The 21480-nt window shown below is 59.4% G+C and carries 14 protein-coding genes and 2 pseudogenes; 7 read left to right on the forward strand and 9 right to left on the reverse strand.

Features of this window, described 5'->3' with window-relative positions; genetic code table 11:
* Positions 1-346 precede the first annotated feature (346 nt).
* Together ACMFWR_RS31575 and ACMFWR_RS31580 are read left to right on the forward strand one after the other, a co-directional pair.
* On the forward strand, positions 347-1957 hold the full coding sequence (locus tag ACMFWR_RS31575; RefSeq protein WP_413197721.1) for a putative bifunctional diguanylate cyclase/phosphodiesterase: 1611 nt from the start codon (positions 347-349) through the stop codon (positions 1955-1957).
* A 256-nt stretch (positions 1958-2213) separates the two neighbouring features.
* Positions 2214-3118: pseudogene (locus ACMFWR_RS31580) on the forward strand (IS3 family transposase).
* Between the two features lie 244 nt (positions 3119-3362).
* Here ACMFWR_RS31580 and ACMFWR_RS31585 read toward each other — a convergent pair.
* The 7 genes from ACMFWR_RS31585 to ACMFWR_RS31615 all read right to left on the reverse strand — a co-directional run bounded on the left by ACMFWR_RS31585 (position 3363) and on the right by ACMFWR_RS31615 (position 10631).
* Positions 3363-4289 (reverse strand): ABC transporter permease, encoded by a 927-nt coding sequence (locus ACMFWR_RS31585; protein ID WP_413197722.1) that lies wholly within the window; start codon positions 4287-4289, stop codon positions 3363-3365.
* A 1-nt stretch (position 4290) separates the two neighbouring features.
* Positions 4291-5430 (reverse strand): ABC transporter permease, encoded by a 1140-nt coding sequence (locus tag ACMFWR_RS31590; RefSeq protein ID WP_413197723.1) that lies wholly within the window; start codon positions 5428-5430, stop codon positions 4291-4293.
* Positions 5420-7054, reverse strand: coding sequence for an ABC transporter ATP-binding protein (locus ACMFWR_RS31595; protein WP_413197724.1), 1635 nt, complete (start codon positions 7052-7054; stop codon positions 5420-5422). The genes ACMFWR_RS31590 and ACMFWR_RS31595 overlap by 11 nt, the downstream gene beginning before the upstream one ends.
* 25 nt (positions 7055-7079) lie before the next feature.
* Positions 7080-8165, reverse strand: a complete 1086-nt coding sequence (locus ACMFWR_RS31600) for a BMP family ABC transporter substrate-binding protein (protein ID WP_413197725.1) — start codon at positions 8163-8165, stop codon at positions 7080-7082.
* Between the two features lie 76 nt (positions 8166-8241).
* Positions 8242-8655, reverse strand: a complete 414-nt coding sequence (locus ACMFWR_RS31605) for a VOC family protein (protein ID WP_413197726.1) — start codon at positions 8653-8655, stop codon at positions 8242-8244.
* A 2-nt stretch (positions 8656-8657) separates the two neighbouring features.
* Entirely contained in the window at positions 8658-9656 is a 999-nt protein-coding gene (locus tag ACMFWR_RS31610) for an isopenicillin N synthase family dioxygenase (RefSeq protein WP_413197727.1), read from the reverse strand.
* 324 nt (positions 9657-9980) lie between these two features.
* Positions 9981-10631, reverse strand: a complete 651-nt coding sequence (locus tag ACMFWR_RS31615) for a cysteine hydrolase family protein (RefSeq protein ID WP_413197728.1) — start codon at positions 10629-10631, stop codon at positions 9981-9983.
* A 771-nt stretch (positions 10632-11402) separates the two neighbouring features.
* On the opposite strand from ACMFWR_RS31615, the gene ACMFWR_RS31620 reads away from it, so the two are divergent.
* Positions 11403-13226, forward strand: coding sequence for a methyl-accepting chemotaxis protein (locus tag ACMFWR_RS31620; protein WP_413197729.1), 1824 nt, complete (start codon positions 11403-11405; stop codon positions 13224-13226).
* Positions 13227-13293: 67 nt separating this feature from the next.
* Here the strand turns inward: ACMFWR_RS31620 and ACMFWR_RS31625 are convergent.
* A pseudogene (locus tag ACMFWR_RS31625) lies at positions 13294-14154 on the reverse strand (LysR substrate-binding domain-containing protein); the annotation flags it as partial.
* A gap of 425 nt (positions 14155-14579) precedes the next feature.
* Here ACMFWR_RS31625 and ACMFWR_RS31630 point away from each other — a divergent pair.
* On the forward strand, positions 14580-15416 hold the full coding sequence (locus tag ACMFWR_RS31630) for a phosphodiesterase (protein ID WP_413197730.1): 837 nt from the start codon (positions 14580-14582) through the stop codon (positions 15414-15416).
* 102 nt (positions 15417-15518) lie between these two features.
* On the opposite strand, the gene mhpT is transcribed toward ACMFWR_RS31630, so the two are convergent.
* Positions 15519-16727, reverse strand: a complete 1209-nt coding sequence (gene mhpT, locus ACMFWR_RS31635) for a 3-(3-hydroxy-phenyl)propionate transporter MhpT (RefSeq protein ID WP_413197764.1) — start codon at positions 16725-16727, stop codon at positions 15519-15521.
* A gap of 386 nt (positions 16728-17113) precedes the next feature.
* Here mhpT and ACMFWR_RS31640 point away from each other — a divergent pair, with 386 nt between their 5' ends.
* The 3 genes from ACMFWR_RS31640 to ACMFWR_RS31650 all read left to right on the forward strand — a co-directional run bounded on the left by ACMFWR_RS31640 (position 17114) and on the right by ACMFWR_RS31650 (position 21445).
* Positions 17114-17953 (forward strand): p-hydroxycinnamoyl CoA hydratase/lyase, encoded by an 840-nt coding sequence (locus tag ACMFWR_RS31640; RefSeq protein ID WP_413197765.1) that lies wholly within the window; start codon positions 17114-17116, stop codon positions 17951-17953.
* Between the two features lie 22 nt (positions 17954-17975).
* Positions 17976-19427: an aldehyde dehydrogenase gene (locus ACMFWR_RS31645; RefSeq protein WP_413197731.1), complete on the forward strand. Its 1452-nt coding sequence runs from the start codon at positions 17976-17978 to the stop codon at positions 19425-19427.
* A 110-nt stretch (positions 19428-19537) separates the two neighbouring features.
* Positions 19538-21445, forward strand: a complete 1908-nt coding sequence (locus tag ACMFWR_RS31650; RefSeq protein ID WP_413197732.1) for a feruloyl-CoA synthase — start codon at positions 19538-19540, stop codon at positions 21443-21445.
* Positions 21446-21480 lie beyond the last annotated feature (35 nt).

Raw genomic sequence — 21480 nt, forward strand, 5'->3', positions numbered from 1 at the left:
GCGCTCCTGAAGCCTGCGGCCGACCGGCCGACCGACCCGGCCGTCTTCGCCACCTGGCACACCTTTGCCACGTCCAACCTCCCTGCGAGTTCGCCCCGAGGCGTTCGCACTTCTCGTGTCTGCGACGTTGTACCCACTGAGGGACGGACCAGGGACTTGTGACGAACGTCGCGACGGCTGGCTGGCATCAAACGCCGGTATGTGCGGCGAACCTCGTAGGGGCCTTGGTGGCGGCGAAGTTGAACGATTCAGGGCATATGCCGAACCGTCGATCGGGGTTTTCACAAACTTCAGTTCGTTTGTATCCGTGCCGATAACTTATGAAATAGTCTCGGCTCGGTCAGGCATGCTCGTTCTTCATGGAAAAATATACCGACACGTCGGTACCTTAATTGCGACCGTGCTCACAACGGTCTTCGCGTTATCCTGTGCGTGGGAAATCAGGCTCGAAAGCTGGACCATGCATGCCCTCGGGCTCAGTTATGAGCAATCATTTGAGGCCGCCGAACGTTGGCGCTTCATCCTCACGTCGACGACGTTCGCGGCCATCGCGCTGATTATTCCCTCAGTGTGGCTGGGGCGCTCACTTCGCATCCAGAATGATGGATATCTGGCGCTAAGACGTGAGGAGGCACTAAGCAACGAACTTGCTAGCCATGACCCACTTACGGGACTCCTTAACCGACGCGTGTTCCGTGAGCATCTAGCTTCCGTGCTAGAGCAGACACCTCGCGCCGCTGCCATTTTCCTTGTCGACCTTGATAGGTTCAAACGCGTGAACGACAGTCATGGCCACGCCGTAGGAGACAAGGTCTTGTGTGAAATTGCGGAGCGCCTTAGCGATATCGGAATTGAGACAGGTGGTTGTGTTGCCCGTATTGGAGGAGACGAATTTGCCCTGCTCATCGACGACGACAACAAGGGAAGCCTTACAGCGTTGGCAAAACGCATCCTGACGGGCGTTTGCGCTCCACTCGAATCACTGGCACACATGACCTCGGTGGGTGCGACCATTGGAATAAGCATTGCTCATATCGATGCCGTGCACCCCGACACGCTTATGCGTTGTGCTGACCATGCGATGCACCGAGGAAAAAGAGCTGGCCGCGCCGCGTTTCACTTCTATGATCCGAGTTACGAAGAAGCACAGAAGCTTGACAGCCAGTTTGAATCTGATTTGATACTTGCTGTGGAGCAAGGCGGGATAGAACCGTTTTTTCAACCGGTCGTCAGTCTGCCTCATCGGAAAGTCGTTGGATTCGAAATATTGGCGCGTTGGCATTGTCCTCACCGCGGAATGCAGATGCCGGCGGAATTCATTCCGTTCCTGGACCGTCTGGGCCTGCTCCCCGAAGTGACGTTTTCTTTGTTGAAGCAGTCAATTGCCTATGCGGCGCGATGGCCCAATCAGCTGGTGTTCGCAATCAACGTTACCGCGTCGATGCTTGAAGATACGAGTTTTGCGGATCGCCTATACGACGCAGTCATCCAGTATGCGTTTGTACCAAGCAGGCTGGAAATTGAAATTACTGAGCAGGCACTTTTCTCCAACCTCTCAGCGGTCCGGGACAACCTGGTGAAGCTGCGATCATTGGGAATGAGCGTCGCACTCGACGACTTTGGGACCGGCTATTCTGGGATCTATCACCTGACCCATCTTCCGATCGACAAAATCAAGGTAGACCGCTCGTTCCTCAACCGGGAGGTCGCGGGGCACGCTCAGATTGTCTCAGCCGTCGTCGGGCTTGCGAATGGCCTGGGCGTCAAGACGACCGCTGAGGGGGTTGAGGACGAAGACGTGGTTCTTTGGCTTTGTAGCCTCCGCTGCGATTTTGCGCAGGGGTATCTTTTCGGGAAACCGATGCCGGCTAGCGACGTCACGTTCCTGTTCCAGGATTGCGGCGAAGTGCTAGAGCCCCTGCGTGGAGAACACAGAGTTATCGAGCCACAGTCATAGTATCCGTGTCCTGCGGACCATAGCGAAAACGCTTGTGCCCGTAGCCGTCATGTTGCTTCGTCGGCTCACAACACCTGTTGCGTTGGACGGTGCGGAGCAGCCGGTTCGAACATGAGCCAGACTTTGTGGGCGCGTGCCATGATCGACACACTGATGTGTCCCGTTAAATCCGGTCGGATAAAAGTGCTAGTCTGACGACGTAAACCTTCTGGGAATGTAGGCGGTCACGAATCGCAGACGGTTCTCAGTCGAACAGATCGTCGCGGTGCTCAAGCGGGCCGAGCTGGGCATGCCGGTCGCAGAGCTCACGCGTCAGGTCGGTATTTCGGAGCAGACGTTTTACCGCTGGAAGAGGGGCTTCCCCGAGCGCGAGCTCAGGCAACTGCAGGACGAAACTGCCAAGCTCAAGCGGGTGGTCGTCGCGCTGACGCTCTACAAGTTCGTTTTTCAGGACGTGCTTCCCAGGAAATTACCCTGCCCATGTCGAAGTGCGGTTCACGTCGCATTTGGATCCTGCTCAATCGCGAAGGCTGGCAGGTGACCAAGTATCTGGTCGAGCGCGTGTACTCGAAGGAGGGCTTGGCGCTGCGCGGCGAGCAGACTCGGCGTCACAAGATGATGGTGCGACGTCAGCGGCGCATGGCGCCTAGCGCCGCGAATCAGGCGTGGAGCCTAGACTTCATCTCGGATCAGTTGAGCAATCAGATACGTTTCCGCGCGCTGACGATCGTCGATGTGTTCACGCGCGAGGCGATGGCCGTTGACATGGATACGCGGCTTCGCGACGAGAACGTGGTGGCTGCGTTCAATCGATTCGACGCGCAACGGGGGCGGCCTTTGTGCGTCGCCGATAACGGCAACGAATTCTCGGGGCGCTTGGTGGACGTGTGGGCGGATCACCACGGCGTTCGGATCGACTTTAGGCGGCCGGGTAAGCCCACCGACAAGGCCTTGATCGAAACCTTCAACGTATCGTTGCGTGACGAATGCTTGAACTTCCACCGGTTCGACTCGATCGAACACACGAAATCCATCATCGAGGCCCGGCGCCATGACTACGACGAGAGTCGACCTCATATGGCTCCCAACAACGTTCCGCCCGCCGTCTTCGGCCGACAGACGCTGTTGCAAGGGAAAGGCCGGGCACTAAGCGGTCGCTAGCTTGCATCGAAAATGGACCGGAAAAACGGGGAACTTCAAATTCGCCGTTATCTTCAGATCTGCACGGTCCACATTCCCCGGCAGGACTCAGCGATATCGATGCAGGTTGGGGCAAGTAGGCGTGTCATACACGCAAGTAAGACGCGGTACCTTAAGTAGACGAAAAGTCCCTCGCCTGGCGAATGACCGGCCAGCGTGTCCACGTATGAAAATGATCTCCGAGCGACAGGACGTCGTGCCCGAGCTAGCGTCGTTCCTCACGCAGATAGGGGTCGCCGATGCTTGCAGGTGCGCCGCCACCGTCTTGCGTTTTCAACGCGACCCAGATCATGACGCCAAGCGTGATCAGGTACGGGCTCATCAGTACGAAGTATTGGGGCAACGCGACGCCGCTGGCAGCAAGTTGAGGGATCAATGCTTCGATGCCGCCAAACAGCAAAGCACCTGCGAGCGCCCGCCAGGGTGACCAGCGCGCGAAGATCACTAACCCGATCGAAATCCAGCCGCGTCCCCCCGTCATACCCGGAATCCAGAGTTTGGTGCTGACGAGCGAGATATAGGCGCCCGCTAGGCCGATGAGTGCCGATCCCGCCATCACTGCGACGAACCGGTAACGAAGCACTGCAATCCCGGCTGCGTCAGCGGCCTGGGGATTCTCGCCGACCGCGCGAAGTCTCAGTCCCGATGTCGTCCGGTACAGGTAGCTGGCGACCGCCGCAAAGATGAGCGGAGTCAAATAGACGATCGCATTTTGCTCGAACAACCGCCGGATCCACGCAACCGGAACAAACGAGGCCGGGTCGAGCACACCCAGCCCAGCCACAGGGTGATTGGTCCATCCCAGCATGGTGCCGATGAGTCCCGTACCGCCTTCGCACAGGAATACGATGGCGAGGCCCGAGATGATCTGATTGATCCGCAGCCATATGGTCATGATGGCGAAGAGGCTCGACACGACGCTCGCGCCGAACATCGCGACCAGCAAGGCCAGTTGGGGATGACCCGTTGCGATCTGCGCACCGATTGCCGCGACCGCCCCGACGAGCATGTAGCCCTCGGCGCCGAGCGAAAGCACCCCTGAGCGCTCGGTCACGATCAGCCCGAGTGCCGTCAATGCGAAGGGCACGGCGAAGTCGGGAACGCTTGCGAGCCAGATCGTCAGGAAGTCCATGTCACTCGGCTCGCGTGGCAACAGGTTGAAAGCGATGACGCACGAGAAAGTCCGAAGCCGCGACACTGATCACAAGAATGGCCTGGATCAGTTGCACCATGGAAAAAGGAACTTGATAGAAAACCTGCAAACTTCGGCCGGCAACAAACAACACGGCGACAAGCAGCGCGACACCCAATGCCCCGAGCGGGTTGTTGCGCGCAAGAAAGGCGATCAACACGCCCGAAAAACCGTATCCGCTGTAGAACGACTGAGTGAGCCGATTTTCCTGTCCCGCGCAGATCAACCATCCCGACAGACCGGACAGCGCGCCGGACACGAGGACCGCGCCGATCAGCAAACGTCTCAGGGGAACGCCGACGGCACGCGCCACGCTGTCGTTGGCATGGATGAAGCGTAGATAGAGACTCGCGCGGCTGCGCTCGAGTAGCCACCATGCCGCGAGCACCACGGCGACCGCGACGAGCAGTGCGCTGCTGAGTCCGCCTGCCAGCGTCGGCAAGCGTTCGAACGCCGCATATTGCCGGGAATGCGGAAATGCGTCATTCGGATCCTTCCACGCACCGTAGAGCAGGAATAGCAGGAAGTTGCCCGCGACATAGTTGAGCATCAGCGTTGAGATCATCTCGTTGATACCGAGGTGCAGGCGCAACGCGAGCGGTGCGATCACCCATGCCAGGCCGCCGGCAAGGGAGGCGAGCGCCATGAGCGCCATGCGTGCCGTCGGCGAACCGACGTCGTGTATCGAAACGGCGGTGGCGCACACGGCACCCATGATCATCTGGCCTTCGAGGCCGAGATTCCAGAAGCGTGCACGAAATGCGATCGCCGCTGCGAGACCCGTCACGATCAGCGGTGCAGCCTGGAAAAGCACCGCGCGCAGGCTTTGTGCATCGAACAGTGTCTGTACGATGAACTCCGAAGCCAGATCGCTCGGCGAGACCCCGGCAGCAACCAGGATCGCGCCGCTGATCAGGATGCCCAACGCGAGGGCAGCCATCACGATCGCGATCCGCCGGGTCGGCCCGATCTGTTGGCGGATCTCGATCGTGTAGCGTCGTGAGAGCCATGGGATCGACGATTTCAAAGGGCGCTGGTCCGCTGACGTTGCGCCGCCCAGGGTGGATCGTTTAAGAAACATGAGATGACACAGATTCGGAGGTCGGTGAGAGATAGGTGTGCGCCGCATCGGACGCGTCCGATATGCTCTGCGCACTCGGGGCATGGCGTCCGGAGATCATCGCCTCGCCGATCGCATGACGGTCGGCGGGCGCGTCGAACTCGGCGACGATCGCCCCGCGCGAAATCACACCTACTCTGTCGGCTAGACTCAGTATTTCGTCGAGATCCTCGCTGATCAACAGCAAACCGGCGCCCGCGTCGCGCGCGGCGCGCAACCTTTCATGAATCTGCGCCGTTGCACGGACGTCGAGACCGCGGCTCGGGCTGTGCGCGACGACGAACCGCAGATCGCGGCTGAACTCGCGCGCAATCACGAGTTTCTGCGCATTGCCGCCCGATAACAGGGCGACCTTCTGCGTCACGGTACGCACACCACGGACATCGAACGCCGAGATCGCCGCTTGTGTCTCGGCATCGAGCTTGCGACGATCGATGCGAAGCATGCCGCCATAGCGGCCCTCCTGAAGGTGGGCGACACCAAAGTTGTCGGACACCGACAGGGCGCCCGCAAGCGCGAGCCGATATCGATCCGCAGGAATCACGGCCAGACCCAGCGAGCGGCGTGCTTCCGCGCTCAACCCGGACAGATCGCCCACACCTGCCAGCTCGATCGTGCCGTGCGTAATGGAAAGCAAACCCATGATCGCCGCGACGATCTCGCTTTGCCCATTGCCCCCGACACCCGCGAGGCCGTAAATTTCGCCCGAGCGCACCACGAGGTCGACGTGATGGAGTGCATTGCGCGGGTCGCTGGAACTGCTGGAGCCCGTCGATTCGCGTGATCCCCGGGCACATACGCCCCGCATCGAGAACCGAACTTCACGAGGCGTGCCGGGCCGGCGCTCGGTCACCGGCAGCGCTTCGCCAAGCGCGGCCGCGACGAGATCGCTCTCAATCGTTGTTTGTGGGTCGAGTGTTGCGATGGTGCGCCCTGCGCGCATGATGGTCACGCGATTGGCATGGCGCTGCACGTCGGCAATCTTGTGCGTCACCAGCGCGACCGCGGCGCCTCGTCGGGTAAGCGCCTTCATCGCTTCGAGGAGGCGGCCGGCCTCCTGATCCGTCAGCACCGCGGTCGGCTCATCGAGAATGACGATACGCGCTCCAGCGAGCAGTACCTTGAGAATCTCTGCACGCTGCTGCTCGGCGATCGACAGCGTGCCAACACGGCGGTCGGGGTCGATGGCGAATCCAAGCGCATCGGCTTGCGACACGATCGCATCGCGTAACGCCTTGAGGCGATGACGGTGCGAACGAAAGTCATTGCGTGGCATGCCGAGCAAGACATTCTCTGCGACCGTGAAGGTCGATACGAGCTTGAAATGCTGGTGGACCATGCCGATCCGGTGAGCGGCAGCGTCGCGAGGACCGGTGAAACGCACGGGATTGTCATCGACATGCATCGAACCTGTTTCGGGCGCATACAGGCCCGCCGCGATGTTCATCAGCGATGATTTTCCGGCGCCGTTTTCTCCTAGCAAGGCGTGGACCTCGCCCCAATGCAAGGCAAAATGGGCATCGTCGAGCGCGACGAATCCGTCGAACGTCTTGCGGATACCGGTGAGTCGGAGTGCGTCAACCATCGTGTAGGCTCGTCGCGCAGGTCTGTTATTTTTGAGTGATGACGCCGGGCACAAACCAGTCCATCTTCCAGAGATCGGCATCCGACAGGACTTGTCCTGCGGGCACACGCAGCTTGCCGTCGCGATCGGTGATCGGCCCTTGATAGATCTGCTTGCCGTGAATGATCGCGTCGCGCTCGGCGAGGATGATCTTTTTCTTGTCGGCAGGCACGGCCGCGCCGAGTGGCGAAATGTCGGTACCGCCGTCCTTCATCTCGATGAATGCTCCGTACGGCGCCGGCTTCCAGTTACCCGCCTCGATCCGCTTGATCTCGGGCACGAGGAACTTGTCCCAGACCCAGACTGACGAACACACCGTCGCTTTGGGCGCGAATTCGCTGAGATCGCGATGATGGCCGGTGCCGTAGACGCCACGCTCTTGCGCCACAACCTGGGGCGTTGGCGTATCGACGTGCTGTCCGATCACATCGGCACCGTGGTCGATGAGCGCCATCGCAGCAGCGCGCTCCTTGACCGGATCATTCCAGGCGCCGGTGTAGACGACGGTCGTTGTTGCGTTCGGATTGATTTTGCGTGCACCCAGCTCGTAGGCGTTGATCGTCCAGTTCACGACGCCAAACGGATTCGCAGCGACAAAGCCGAGCTTGCCGGTCTTCGAGACCGAGGCTGCCGCCATGCCGCATAGATACTGGCTTTCGTAGGTGCGGCCGTAGAACGACTCGAGGTTCGGGCCGTTCGTGGTTCCCGATGCGTCGAGGAATGCGACCTCGGGATGTTTGGCGGCGAGGGCCTTGAACGCGTCGGAATAGCCGAACGCGGTTCCGATAATGATGTTGGCCCCGCGTGAGATAAAGCGTTCGACGACCGGGTCGATCGCCGATGCATCTTCAGGGATGCTTTCGACGAACATGATCTTCTGACCGAGCGCCGCTTCCATTTTCTGGCGTGCTTCATCGAAGGCCTGGCCCCATCCACCGTCGTTCTTGGGACCGAAGTCGAGCATTGCGATCTTGGGTTTGTCTTTCAGTGTGAAGCCGTCGGCGATCGCCTCGGTCGAAGCCAGCGCCGCGAGCGAGGAAAGGACGATGCCGGTGAGCAGCTTTCGAAGCATGGAGTGCCTGTCGTCGTGAAGTGAGAATGTTGTGGAATCTCGAACCCGAGTGCTCGCTGCGCGTGAACGTCGTGACTCATTGCACGTGTGAGCGACGTGCCTGCTCGATCACGTGATTGATCCGGAACACATTGCCCTCGGGGTCGAGCAGGACGGCCTGATACCAGTTGTAGTAGGTCACGTAGGGCGCCTTGACGAGCGTGGCGCCGCTTTGCTGAGCGACGGGAACGAGGCGATCGACATCGGCCTGAGTATCCACGTCGAAGTTAAGCAAAAACTTGATGCCGCGCGTGTCGGCATATTCGTCGAGATGGAGCAGCCCGTATGCGTCGTGCGCGTTAAAACCAATGCACGTATGGCCCGCATCGATGCCCCGGAAAATCGGCGAGCGGATGGCTTCGACCTCGTCGAACCCGAAAACACGTTGATAGAAGCCGCTGAGCGCCACGACGTCGCTCGCAAAGACATTGACATAGGATAGGTGGGCCATGGTTACGCTGCTTTGGTCCCGCCGAACGTGGTTTGCTTGACGAATTTGGACGTTAGATGATCGCCGGAGGAAATAGGTGCGTATTTCGGGCGCTCACCAGGTGCAAGACAGCTCGGCAAGCATTCGACCATCGCGTCGTAGTTCGGCTGGTGAAAGAACACAAGCGATAGCCTCCGATTGGTGCTCGCTTTGTCGGCTGGCGGATTGATCACGCGATGGACGGTCGAGATCCATTGATCGTTAGTCCACTGCATCATGAGGTCGCCGATATTCACCACGAGCGAGCCTTCGATCATCGGGACATCCACCCAGTCGCCGGCCTTATTGAGCACCTGCAGTCCTGTGTCATCGGGACGCACGATGGTGAGACTGCCGTAGTCGCTATGTGCGCCGGCGCGCAACTGATTCGGCAACGGGGTCTCGGTCTGCGGCGGATAGCTCAGCACGCGAAACATGCTGATGTGTTTGTCGATGCGCGCGTCGAAGAAGTGCTCTGGCAGGTCAAGTGCAAGCGCAAAAATGCGCATGAGCGAGCGCGACAGTTCGCTCATCACCTCGAAGTACGAGTCCCACGATTCCCGAAAGTCCGCGATCTGCGGATACGTATTCGTAACGAAGTGCGGTCCGGCCGCCGGGCCTCGATGATAGTTGTCGTCCGGCACATTGGCAGGACCGATCGAGAACGATTCCTTCAGATCGCCCGGCGCGGCTTCCTCGAGGCTGTACGAGAGTCCTTCTTCCGACACGGCGCTATAGCCCCGTACTGCATCGAAGCGCGGGCGGTCGACCTTGCGTTTGTCCGCAAGAGGCAGCGCGAAGAACGTGCGGGAAACGGCCGACACGCGATCGATGAGCTCGACCGGTACCCCATGGTTGGTAATGACGAGAAACCCGATGCTCCGACAGGCGTCGTCGACCTGACGGGCAACGCTTTCGCGTCCCTCTGGTGTTCCCTCAAAGTACGGGGCAAGGTCGATGACGGGGACTTGAAGCAACGTCATGGAAAGCTCCTGATTTGAATGAGCAGGGGTGAGTGCTCATGTGAGTCACCCACACGCACTCGACATCCCGGGTGTGTGTTTCATGTCTTTGGAACGGGGCAACGTTTGCTCCGCGGCGCGGAATCTCAGGCAACGTTCGTGCCATGTGTTGACCAAATGGTCAACTTGCAAGGCGTGGTGCGTGTGGCGCCGTACTTGACGTGGCGCAGCGAAGCGCGAGGGGGCGTCGACGATGGTCAGCGTGGTGCATGTGGAGCATGCGTGCGGTGCACGGGTCGGATCAGGGTGTGGAGATGACGGAGCGCGCACCAAGATGGATGCAGATCAGTTTGCCATTGCATTCAGGCGTGCGAGCACATCGGCGCTGTCGGAGACTTCGGCGAACTCATAGGCCATCGTGGTCAACGCGATGCGTTGGACGTCCTGTGCCGACACAGGGCCAAAGCCCATGTCCGGATAGGGCATCGCTGCGTTGGCGTCGGCGAGTACAACGACTTTGTATTCGCGGTGCACGGCATCGCGCACGGTTGTTTCGCAACATACATTGGTCACCGTCCCGCAGATCACGATGGTGTCGACGTCTCGTGCACGCAGGATCGTGTCGAGATCGGTGTTGTGAAATCCGCTATAGAAGAGTTTATCGACCACGATATCGCCACGCTGCGGCGCGAGCGCGTCGATGATCTCGATGCCCGGTCCGCCGCGGGCGAGGATCTCGTCCACATTCGGATACAGATCGCGCATGCGTCCCGTGTCGGAGCCGTCTCCGCGCACGACGTGACGCAAATAGATGACAGGCATGCTTGCCGCACGGAACACGTGAGTCAACGCACGGATCGGTGCCACGATATCGGCGGTCGACGGCACGTACAGCGCACCGTCGGGTTCACAGAACACGCGCTGCATGTCGACAACGATGAGCGCCGTGCGCCGGAGATCAAGATTCCAGCGGACCTTCTGGTTTGGAATGGGCATGGGATGAGCTCTGTAAGCGGGGAGTCTGCGCACGACCTCGTCTGACCGGTGCCATGCAATCGAGGAGGTTACCGCGTGCTTTGCGCTCGGGCACTCACGTCAAAAAGGTGTTGTGCGATGACGAAACCGAAGTGGTTCAGGCTGGCTTAAATATGCCTGCTCCTTTGTCGTGCGGACCCGTGGGCTGATCTTCAATGGAAAACCCGCGGCGCTATTTGACAACCACTTGACGTTGATCCCATAGAACTTCGACAAGGCTCTGTTCGAGCATGTGGCTGCTTGCGGCTCTGTGCGAATTCGCGGCGTTGTGCGGGCGCTACCATGCAGGCGGATTGCCGTGACGATTCACTGTCCTATTGACAGGACAGTGAATCGCACATCGATTTCACTGAAAAAGTTATTAATCTGTGTACATTTATTCACCGGCTGCACGAGTTCGGGTGCTGACCCGGGCCTCGGCTCCAGTCGCGTGAACGCGAGGTCGTCGATTCGCAACCCGTAATTCGCGTCGTCTCGGCCCGACTGCCGTCGACTCAAAGCATGCGCCCGGCCGTCTGCCTCACAGAAGACGCGATCGATAGCATCTGCCACGACCGTTCCATGCGCCACTGCCGAGTATATGACGCCGACGTTCCTGGAAAGGTTGGCTATTCAGAATGTGATGCCGATGGACGGTAGCCGTCCCGAGACCGCCGCCTGACAGAATTTTGTAGAAAAAGAACGCATGGATTTGTTCGTGATTGATTGACCGAATTTAATTTTGGAAGTGACATGGGAAAAATGAAAGTTTCATCCCGCCTGGGCATTGGGTTTGGGCTGGTTTTGAGTTTGCTTTGCCTTTTTTCCGCACTTGGTTTTTATGCTGGAAGCGAGCTGAACGTTAGGCTGAGCAATATCGTCCAAGTCAATAATGCCGAGTTGAATCTAGCGAACGAGATGAAATTCTCCGTCCTCAATCGCGCGCTGGTCATTCGAAATATTCCGTTGCTGACGGATGCCGCCCAGGTTTCGCGGCAGATTTCACTCGTCGACCAGGAGGCCGCCATCTATCGCGACGCGCATGAGAAGTTGGGCCGTTTGTTTCGGGAAACCGAAGCGACTGAGCGCGAGCATACGCTGTTTTCCCAAACCGAGCGGGACGAGGCCGCAGTGCTGCCCGTGTGGGCGAACGTGATCTCGTTGGTGCGGGCCAACGATATGGCTGCCGCGATCAGGGTAATCAACGATCAGGGTGCGCGACCGAGGCAAATATGGACCACCCGACTCGACGAGCTCAGCGAATTCGAAAGCAGCCTGAATGATCAGGCTGCGGCGGAGGCGATTGCGATTTACTCGCGCTTGCGGCTGGCTACGTGGATCGCGGTCACTCTGGCGCTGAGTATTGGGATTTGCGCGGCGCTACTGATAGCGCGCAGCGTTCTCCGACAGTTGGGTGGCGAGCCGGCCGACGCGCAGGACATGGCCCGCCAGATTGCGCAGGGCGATTTGTTGCAGGGAATCAAGATCAAGGAGGGCGACACAAGCAGTTTGATGGCCTCGCTCGAACTGATGCGCCAGCGGCTGAGCGTGATCGTTGCGGGCATCAAGGCAGCCTCCGAGTCCATTGCGACGGCGGCCGGCGAAATCGCGCAGGGAAACGTCGATCTCTCACAACGCACGGAGGAACAGGCTGCATCGCTCGAAGAAACCGCGGCAAGCATGGAGCAACTGACTTCCACGGTTCGACAGAACAGCGAAAACGCGCGCCAGGGCAATGCATTGGCCTTGAACGCGTCGCAAAGCGCGGCTTCCGGCGGTGACGTCGTGCAAAAGGTGGTGTCGACGATGGGCGATATCTCGGCCAGTTCTACGCGCGTCTCGGAGATCATCTCAGTGATCGAGGGCATTGCCTTTCAGACCAACATTCTTGCGCTCAACGCGGCCGTCGAAGCTGCACGCGCCGGTGAACAAGGACGAGGCTTCGCAGTCGTCGCTTCCGAGGTGTGTATGCTTGCCCAGCGAAGCGGTACTGCCGCCAAGGAGATCAAGGAACTGATCGTCCGTTCGGTGGACCACGTGAACGCGGGCGTAAGTTCGGTTCAGGAGGCCGGTGTCACGATGAGCGAGGTGGTTCGCTCCATTAAACGTGTTACCGACATCATGGGAGAGGTCGCGTCTGCCTCGAGCGAGCAGAGCACAGGCATCGATCAAGTCAATATTGCCGTGGCGCAGATGGACGAGGTTACGCAACAAAACGCGGCGTTGGTCGAACAAGCCTCCGCAGCCGCGCAGGCGATGTCGGAGCAGGCGCGAAGCCTTCGCGAAGCGGTGGCGATCTTTTGCGTCGACGAACACTTGGATGGCGAGCATGGCGCCAGCGGAAGCGGAACTGTTGTGCAAGTTGCCGCGACGAAAACCGAGTTCGCCGGGCGTGTCGCTACGAAGACCGCCCTGACGAATGGGTCGCGAAAGCGCGCGTCGCTTAAGGGGCAGGACGCGGCCTGGCAGAGCTTCCAGTTTCGGGCACGCATGCCGTTTCGATCTGGCCACCCTCGATCCCGTCTAATTGTGACGCTGCGATGCGCTCCGAATCAGTGCGATCCATTGGAGTGCTGACGAAGTTCGCGCAGCTTTTTGCTCGCCCGGGATGTCTCTCGATTAGGTAGATACTCAGAAAGTTAAGAAACGCCCTCGCGGAGGCCGCCATGTGCAGGCGTGACGGCAGGACTGCGAACAAGCGCGGAGCGTGCAACTGATATGCTGGCGCAAGCAGGCAAAGCTCGCCACTATCGAGCGCGCTTTCGCATACGCTGAACGGAACCTGGGTCGCGGCGATCCCGGTCATGGCGATCCGCATCAGCAGAAAAACATCATCAGTTTCGAAGATTGGCTGATAAAGGATGTCGACTCTTTCGTTGTCCGGTTGGATCATCCGCCACGTTCCCGTGCCCTGGCCGCCAGTGAGCTTGCCGACCGCGCGGATGTCCGCGAAGGAGTCAAGCGTGTCAAAAGGCCCGTGTTCATCTATGAATGCAGGGCTTGCGACCAGCACCTGTTCGCTCGCCCCGAAGTCTCGGATGATGAATGATGAATCGGCCACGGTCGACCGCACCCGAAAGGCAATGTCGTAGCCCTCACGAATCACGTCCACTTGGCGATTTGTCAAATCGAATTCCATCTTGACATCGGGATATTGCCGCATGAATAGCGGCAGTAGGGGAGCGAGAAAGAATCCTCCCACAGCGGTCGGACAGCTGATGCGCAGGCGACCGGCGGGCCGACTGCGTGCGTGCTTGGCAACATCGTAGGCCGCGCGCGACGCCTCCAGCATGGATTCGCAATGCTGCACCATGGCATGCCCGATCTCCGTGACCGCGACGGCGCGCGTCGATCGCTGCAACAGACGGACACCGAGTTGCCGCTCGAGGGCCTCGACTCGACGGCTGATGAGGGATTTGGTGACGCCCAACGCGTGTGCTGCCTGGGAGAAACTGCCATGGGCAACGACGGCGGAGAACAAGGCCAAATCATTGAGATCATCCATTGCAAACAACTTCCTTGAAATGCGCCAAAATCTGCTAACTGATAGGAGTCCAGTATCCTGAGGCAACTCCCAAAAACATCGTACACGGATTGGCCTCGCTCAGAAAAAGCGTAGTGTCGAAGACTCGCAATGGAGTCGGCCTCGTACGTTCGGGCCGCGAGACAAAAATCCTTACAACAAGGACGCTTGCGACGCTTCACTTCCGGCCATGTCTGTCGACCCTTTAGCAGAATGGCTCGTCCGGTACTGAGCGTCGCCTCCAACTCGAAAGTCTCAATCGAACCCGGGGACACTCGGGAATCGAAGGCGCAGGCGATTCTAGTGGGGTCGTTAAACTCGCAGAACCTACGTTTTTTGAGTCGGCGTGCCGGCGCAGCCAGGCCATCGATAGACGAATTTTGTTCGGTCTAAAATCGTTGTGATCCATGTATGTGGATCTGTCAAAGCCCAGGGAGCGCCGAGTGACGTGCATCGCACAACTTTCAGATATTCATGTCCGGCCTCATGGTGTCCTATATGAAGACGCCGTGGACTCAAACGCGATGTTTTTGGCGGCCGTCAATTCGCTGAACCGCGTTCGACCCGAACCTGACCTGATCGTCATCTCTGGTGACCTTACTGACGAAGGGACCGAAGACGAATATCGAAAGCTACGTGAATTGCTTGCCGGGATAAGTCGACCTTTCGTGGTCATACCCGGCAATCACGACAACCGCGACAGACTACGGACTGCATTCCCGGACCACGAGTGGCTGCCTACCACGGGCCCGCTTTCTTTCGCGCTTGATGTGGGTGACGTACGCCTCGTGGCGTTGGACACTTCAGTTCCCGGACTCCATCACGGCGAATTGGATGTCGAATCCCTGGCTTGGCTCGACACTGAACTTGCCGAGCACCGCGGTCAGGCGGTGGTCATCGTCATGCATCACCCTCCGTTCATGACGGGCATCCCATATCTGGACATCTATGGGTTGCGAAACGCGGATGCATTCGCAACGGTGCTCTCGCGCCATAACAACGTAGATCGTATTCTTGCAGGACATGTCCATCGCTCAATGCAGACGCGTCTCGGTAGCGTTCCTGTCATCACCTGCCCGAGTACGGCCACACAAATCGCGCTGCGGGTCGAAGCGCACGCTCAGCCCGCCTCTTTTCTCGAACCACCCGCATATATGCTTCACCGCTGGACAGGTCGAAATCAGCCGGCGGTCTCTCATTTGTGTTACGTCGGACGCTTCCAAGGCCCGCTCCCCTTCGCGTAAGCGCCTCGTCGAGACGGGGATTGCCGAGGTCGGTGACAGCTGTGCGGTGGGTGTGTTACCCCCAGAAGGTAAGGATGGGCACGGACTTTGGCTGCCCTGGCTTCAGTCGTTCACGCGTGGGCGGCGGATCAACATCAGCGCAGCTGCTGCCGCAATCAGCGTGACTGGAATGCTCGCGCCGATAACAACGGATGCGCTGCGTCCCATCGCAAGCAACTGTCCCGCGGCGAGTGGGCCCACCACCGAGCCCATTCGTCCCACGGCGACCGCTGCGCCGACGCCAGTGCCGCGCATCGAAGTCGGGTAAAAGGCGGCGGAAAGCGCGTACAAGACCGACTGCCCGCCGATCACAAACATCCCCGCAAAAAACGCAGATGCAGTGAGTGCCATAAATCCCGGTGTGGTGGAGAGCGCGGCGAGCGATGCGATGATGCCGGCGTACATGCCAGAAACGACGACGGCGCCGCGCAAACGGTCCATCAGCAGGCCGATGAAGAGCGCGCCGAGGCCGCCGCCGATGTTGAAGAAGATTTGCACGATGCCGACGTCTGCGCGTCCAAGACCGCGCGCGGCCATGAGGGAGGGTAACCAGTTGAGCAGGAAGTACAGGACGATCAGCGTGCAGAAGTAGCTGATCCAGATTTGCGCTGTCGAAAGCGCGCGGCCGTCACTGAACAGCACCCGAAAGAGGGAGGCGGGCTCGCCCCTCTCGCCGTGCGTGGCGCGACTGAAGGCCTTTGACTCGGGCAGGAACGCGAAGAGCAGCGGCACGAACACCAGCGGCCCCGCACCGCCGACATAGAAAATGTGCCGCCACTCGAGATCGCCCGCACTCACTATGCCGATGACCGAGGCGATCACGCCGCCGAATGGAACGCCGCAATACATCACGCTCACCGCCGTATTGCGCACTCTGGGTGACACGGCTTCGGAAGATAGTGCGATGAGGTTCGGCAATGCGCCGCCGAGGCCGAATCCCGTGAGCACTCGAACGGCAACGAGAGCGTCAAAACTGGTGACGAGGGCCGTCGCGATCGACAGCAACCCGAAAATGACAACCGAAAAAGCCAATACACGCTTGCGGCCGATCCGGTCCGCCAGTCGGCCGCCGAAGAGTGCGCCGGGCAGAAGCCCGAGAGTTCCAGCGCTAAATGCAAGTCCCATCTGCGTGACGGACAGGCCGAACTCGCGCGCCATGCGCGGCGCGGCTACGCCGACCGACTGCAAGTCGAGGCCTTCCAGCAACGCGATGGCGAAACAAAGGCTAAGGGTGGCAAGCGCCCCAGTGTTCACGACAGACCGTGTGTTCATGCCGTCTCCTGGCAATACCGTTCTGGTGGTTCTCATGTCGGTTAGTCAATCGAATACATTCGACTGGTAACCAGGCTTCCTGAAAGTTGGCACGACAATAAAATGTGCCGTCCGTTCGGCTGGATTGGCGTATTTAATATCAGGCAACCTGATTAAGACAAGTAAAACGAGTTCGGTGAATACCCGACCTGCTGCGTCCGGGGCGACCCCATTGGCAAAGCACTTCCGCCAAGGGTTTGTACCCAGTTCGCATCGCTTGTTTTATCAGGTGGCTTGATACTAGAATGAGTGTCAGGCTACCTGATATGCAAGTGATTGTATTCGTGCAGTCGCCGCACTCGGGAGACACACTCACACTTTGCGTCGCCAGGCGCTGGAGAAAAGGCATGGCAAGCTATGAAGTTCGCTGGAAAACTGTTGATGTGCGAGTCGAATCGGGCATCGCATGGGTGATGTTTAATCGTCCGGAGAAGCGCAATGCAATGAGCCCGACGCTCAACAGCGAGATGATTCAGGTCCTCGAGACGCTCGAACTGGATGCGGATGCGCGCGTGCTCGTGCTGACCGGAGCAGGCGACGCGTGGACTGCCGGTATGGACCTGAAAGAGTACTTCCGCGAAGTCGATGCAGGTCCGGAAATTCTTCAGGAGAAAATTCGCCGCGACGCCTGCCAGTGGCAATGGAAACTCTTGCGCATGTACGCGAAACCGACTATCGCAATGGTGAACGGATGGTGTTTCGGTGGTGGCTTCTCGCCCCTCGTTGCATGCGATCTTGCCATCGCGGCGGACGAAGCGGTCTTTGGCCTGTCCGAAATCAACTGGGGCATTCCGCCGGGCAATCTCGTGAGCAAGGCGATGGCTGATACCGTTGGTCATCGTCAGGCGTTGCATTACATCATGACAGGCGACACGTTCACCGGTCCCGAAGCCGCTGCAATGGGTCTCGTCAACAAGAGCGTGCCGCGCGCGCAACTGCGTGATGAAGTGATAGAGCTCGCGGCGAAGCTGCTGGAAAAAAATCCCGTGGTTCTGCGTGCAGCCAAACACGGCTTCAAGCGTTCGCGCGAGCTGACTTGGGACCAGAACGAAGATTACCTCTACGCGAAGCTCGATCAGGCACAGCTGCGCGATCCCGAGCAGGGCCGTGCACAAGGCCTGAGACAGTTCCTCGACGAGAAGTCGATCAAGCCGGGTCTGCAAGCCTACAAGCGTACCGACCAATAAGCGCGGTTTAGGAGACTGCACCGTGAACGAAGTCAGCATGCTGATCGGCGGGCAGGATCGCGCCGCGTCCAATGGGGCGACATTCGACCGCCTCGATCCTGTGGCGGGTGTTGTGGCCTCGCGTGCGCCGGCGGCAACGCTCGAAGACGCCGACGCGGCCGTCGAAGCGGCCGCCCGCGCGTTTCCTGGCTGGTCTGCGCTGACACCCTCGGAGAGGCGTGCGCGCCTACTCAAGGCTGCCGACATCATGGATGCGCGTACCGGCGATTTCGTCGCTGCGGGAATTCCGGAGACGGGCGCGACGCCGAACTGGTACGGCTTCAATGTTCACCTTGCCGCGAACATGCTGCGCGAAGCGGCAGCGATGACCACGCAGATCGACGGTAGCGTAATTCCCACGGACACGCCCGACAATCTAGCACTCGCGGTGCGTCAGCCATGCGGCGTTGTGCTCGGTATTGCTCCGTGGAACGCGCCCGTGATTCTCGGCACCCGCGCTATCGCTATGCCGCTCGCCTGCGGTAACACCGTCGTGCTTAAGGCATCAGAAGCTTGTCCGGCTGTGCACCGCATGATCGGCACCGTGCTTCAGCAGGCGGGGCTCGGAGACGGCGTCGTCAACGTCGTCACGAATGTGCCCGAAGACGCAGCGGCCATCGTGGAACGGTTGATCGCTCATCGCGCGGTGCGGCGTGTGAACTTCACGGGATCAACGCATGTCGGGCGCATTATCGCCATGCATGCGGCAAGGCACCTGAAGCCCGCACTGCTGGAACTTGGCGGCAAGGCACCCGCGCTTGTGCTTGACGACGCGGATCTCGATGCCGCGGTCGAGGCCATCGCGTTCGGCGCATTTTTCAATCAAGGACAAATCTGCATGTCGACAGAGCGCATCATCGTGCATCGAGGCGTCGCCGATGAATTGGTGGAAAGGCTTGAAGGCAAAGCGCGCACGCTCGTTGCGATGGCACCGACCCGTGCGGGCGCAAAGCTCGGAGCGCTCGTTGATATGAGAGCCGCGCAGCGCATTGCGGCGCTCGTCGAGGACGCCCGCGGCCACGGCGCGAATATAAGGGCGGGCGGAGCAATCGACGGCGCAATCATGCAGCCTACTATCGTGGACGAAATTACGCGGAAGATGAAGCTTTACTCGGAGGAATCGTTTGGACCGGTAGTTACCGTGCAGCGCGTAGACAGCGACGACGAAGCGGTGGCTGCGGCAAACGACAGCGAGTTCGGTCTGTCGGCGGCCGTCTTTAGCCGTGACATCGCGCGTGCGTTGAATGTTGCAAAACGAGTTGAATCCGGCATCTGCCATATCAACGGCCCGACGGTGCATGACGAAGCACAGATGCCCTTTGGTGGCTTGAAAGGAAGTGGATATGGCCGCTTTGGCAGCAACGCATCCATTGCAGAATTCACCGATCTGCGCTGGATCACTGTTCAGACCGGCAAGCGCCGCTATCCCATCTGATTCGACGTGCAGCGATAAGCCATCCGAAGGCAAACGTGTGAAGGCAGATATCGTATCTGGCGTCATACAACGCTCGGGACGATGCTAGAGACATTTGGCGGAGACAAATAGTGAAATTCGGGCCAACTCGAGAGAAAGGCGTAGATGAGCCGAACCTGGCGGACTTGCCGCATCGCGAGGTGCGCATCGGGCGCCCAAGCATCGTCGTTCGTCAGAATGGCGATTCCTGGTATATCCGCACGCGAGAGTCGCTCGGGGCGTATCCGGAGCGATTCACAGACAGACTCGTGACCGGCGCGAAAGCGCATCCTGAGCGCTGGCTCGTCGCACGACGGGATGGAAGCGGCGCTTGGAATAGCATCAGCTACGCGCAGATGCTGGACCGGGCACGGGCGATTGGGCAGGCGTTGATCGATCGCAAGCTTTCGGTTGACCGGCCGGTCGCAATTCTGTCGGGCAATGACCTTGAACATCTACAGCTTGCGCTCGGCGCGATGTGGGCTGGCGTGCCATACGCCCCGATTTCGCCGGCATACTCGCTAGTGTCGAGCGACTATGGCAAGCTGCGTCATACGTTGGAACTCCTCAAACCTGGGCTCATCTTTGCGGCTGACGGAGATGCGTTCGCAGCTGCTATCGATGCAGTGGTGCCGGAAGACGTGGAAATCGTGTGCGCGACGGGTTCGTGCAAGCGACCATCGTCATCGTTCGCACAGTTGATCTCGACGCCGCCTGCAAGCGTCGACAAGGCGCAGCGTGCTGTCGGACCAGACACTATCGCGAAGTTCCTGTTCACATCGGGGTCGACCAAGCTGCCGAAGGCCGTGCCGACAACGCATCGCATGCTGTGTAGCAACCAGCAGATGCTACTCGAGACCTTCCCCGCGTTCGCCGACGAACCACCGATTCTGGTGGACTGGCTTCCGTGGAATCACACATTCGGTGGCAGTCACAACGTCGGTATCGCACTGTATAACGGTGGAACGCTGTACATCGACGACGGAAGACCTGTTCCTGGAAAGTTCGAGGAAACGCTACGCAATCTGCATGAGATCGCGCCGACGATTTTTTTCAACGTGCCGAGGGGGTGGGAAGAGCTGGCTGCTGGGCTCGAAACCGACGCGCTGCTGCGCGAGACCTTTTTCTCTCGAGTTAAGGTGTATTTCTTCGCGGGTGCGGGGCTTTCTCAGGCTGCATGGGACAGGCTCGAACGGGTAACTGCCCGTTACTGCGGCGAGCGCATCCGGATCATGGCGGGGCTTGGCATGACGGAGACATCGCCGTCGTGCTTGTTCACGACGGGCTGGATTATGCGAGCGGGATACGTCGGTGTTCCGGCTCCTGGCTGTGACGTCAAGCTGGTTCCAGTGGATGGCAAGCTGGAAGCTCGGTTCCGAGGCCCGCATGTCATGGCCGGATACTGGGGCATGGAAAGCAGTCAGAGAGAGCAAAGCTTCGACGAAGAAGGTTACTACCGCAGCGGTGACGCGCTCAAGTTCGTCGATCCAAATCGACCAGAGCTAGGGCTCATGTTTGATGGCCGCATTGCTGAGGATTTCAAGCTGAGTTCGGGGACATTCGTCAGCGTTGGGCCCATGCGTGCCCGAATTGTTTCGGAAGGTGCGCCGTATGTTCAGGACGCCGTCATCACTGGGATGAATCGTGACGAAGTAGGCGCATTGGTCTTTGCCAGGTTCGACGAGATTCGAAAGCTGGCTGGTTTGCCGCCTGACCGGAGCAGTCACGAAGTCGTCGAAGCGCCGGCGGTGCGCGAGTTCTTCACGACCTTGCTTGCACGATTGAACGAGCAGGCAACGGGTAGCGCAAACACCATTGCGCGCATGCGATTGCTAGAGGTACCGCCGTCGCTCGATCGCGGCGAGATTACGGACAAAGGCTCGATCAATCAATCGGCGGTGCTGAAACACCGTGCGGCGATCGTCGATGCCTTGTACGATCGTAGTCAATCCGATGCCCAAGTGATCCTCGCACGGGCCCTTCGCACCGATGCGCAATAATATCGGGGACTCTCCAAGCCTACTTTAGCGTTGCG

The sequence above is a fragment of the Pararobbsia alpina genome (assembly GCF_965118125.1).
Classification (GTDB): Bacteria; Pseudomonadota; Gammaproteobacteria; order Burkholderiales; family Burkholderiaceae; genus Pararobbsia; species Pararobbsia alpina_A.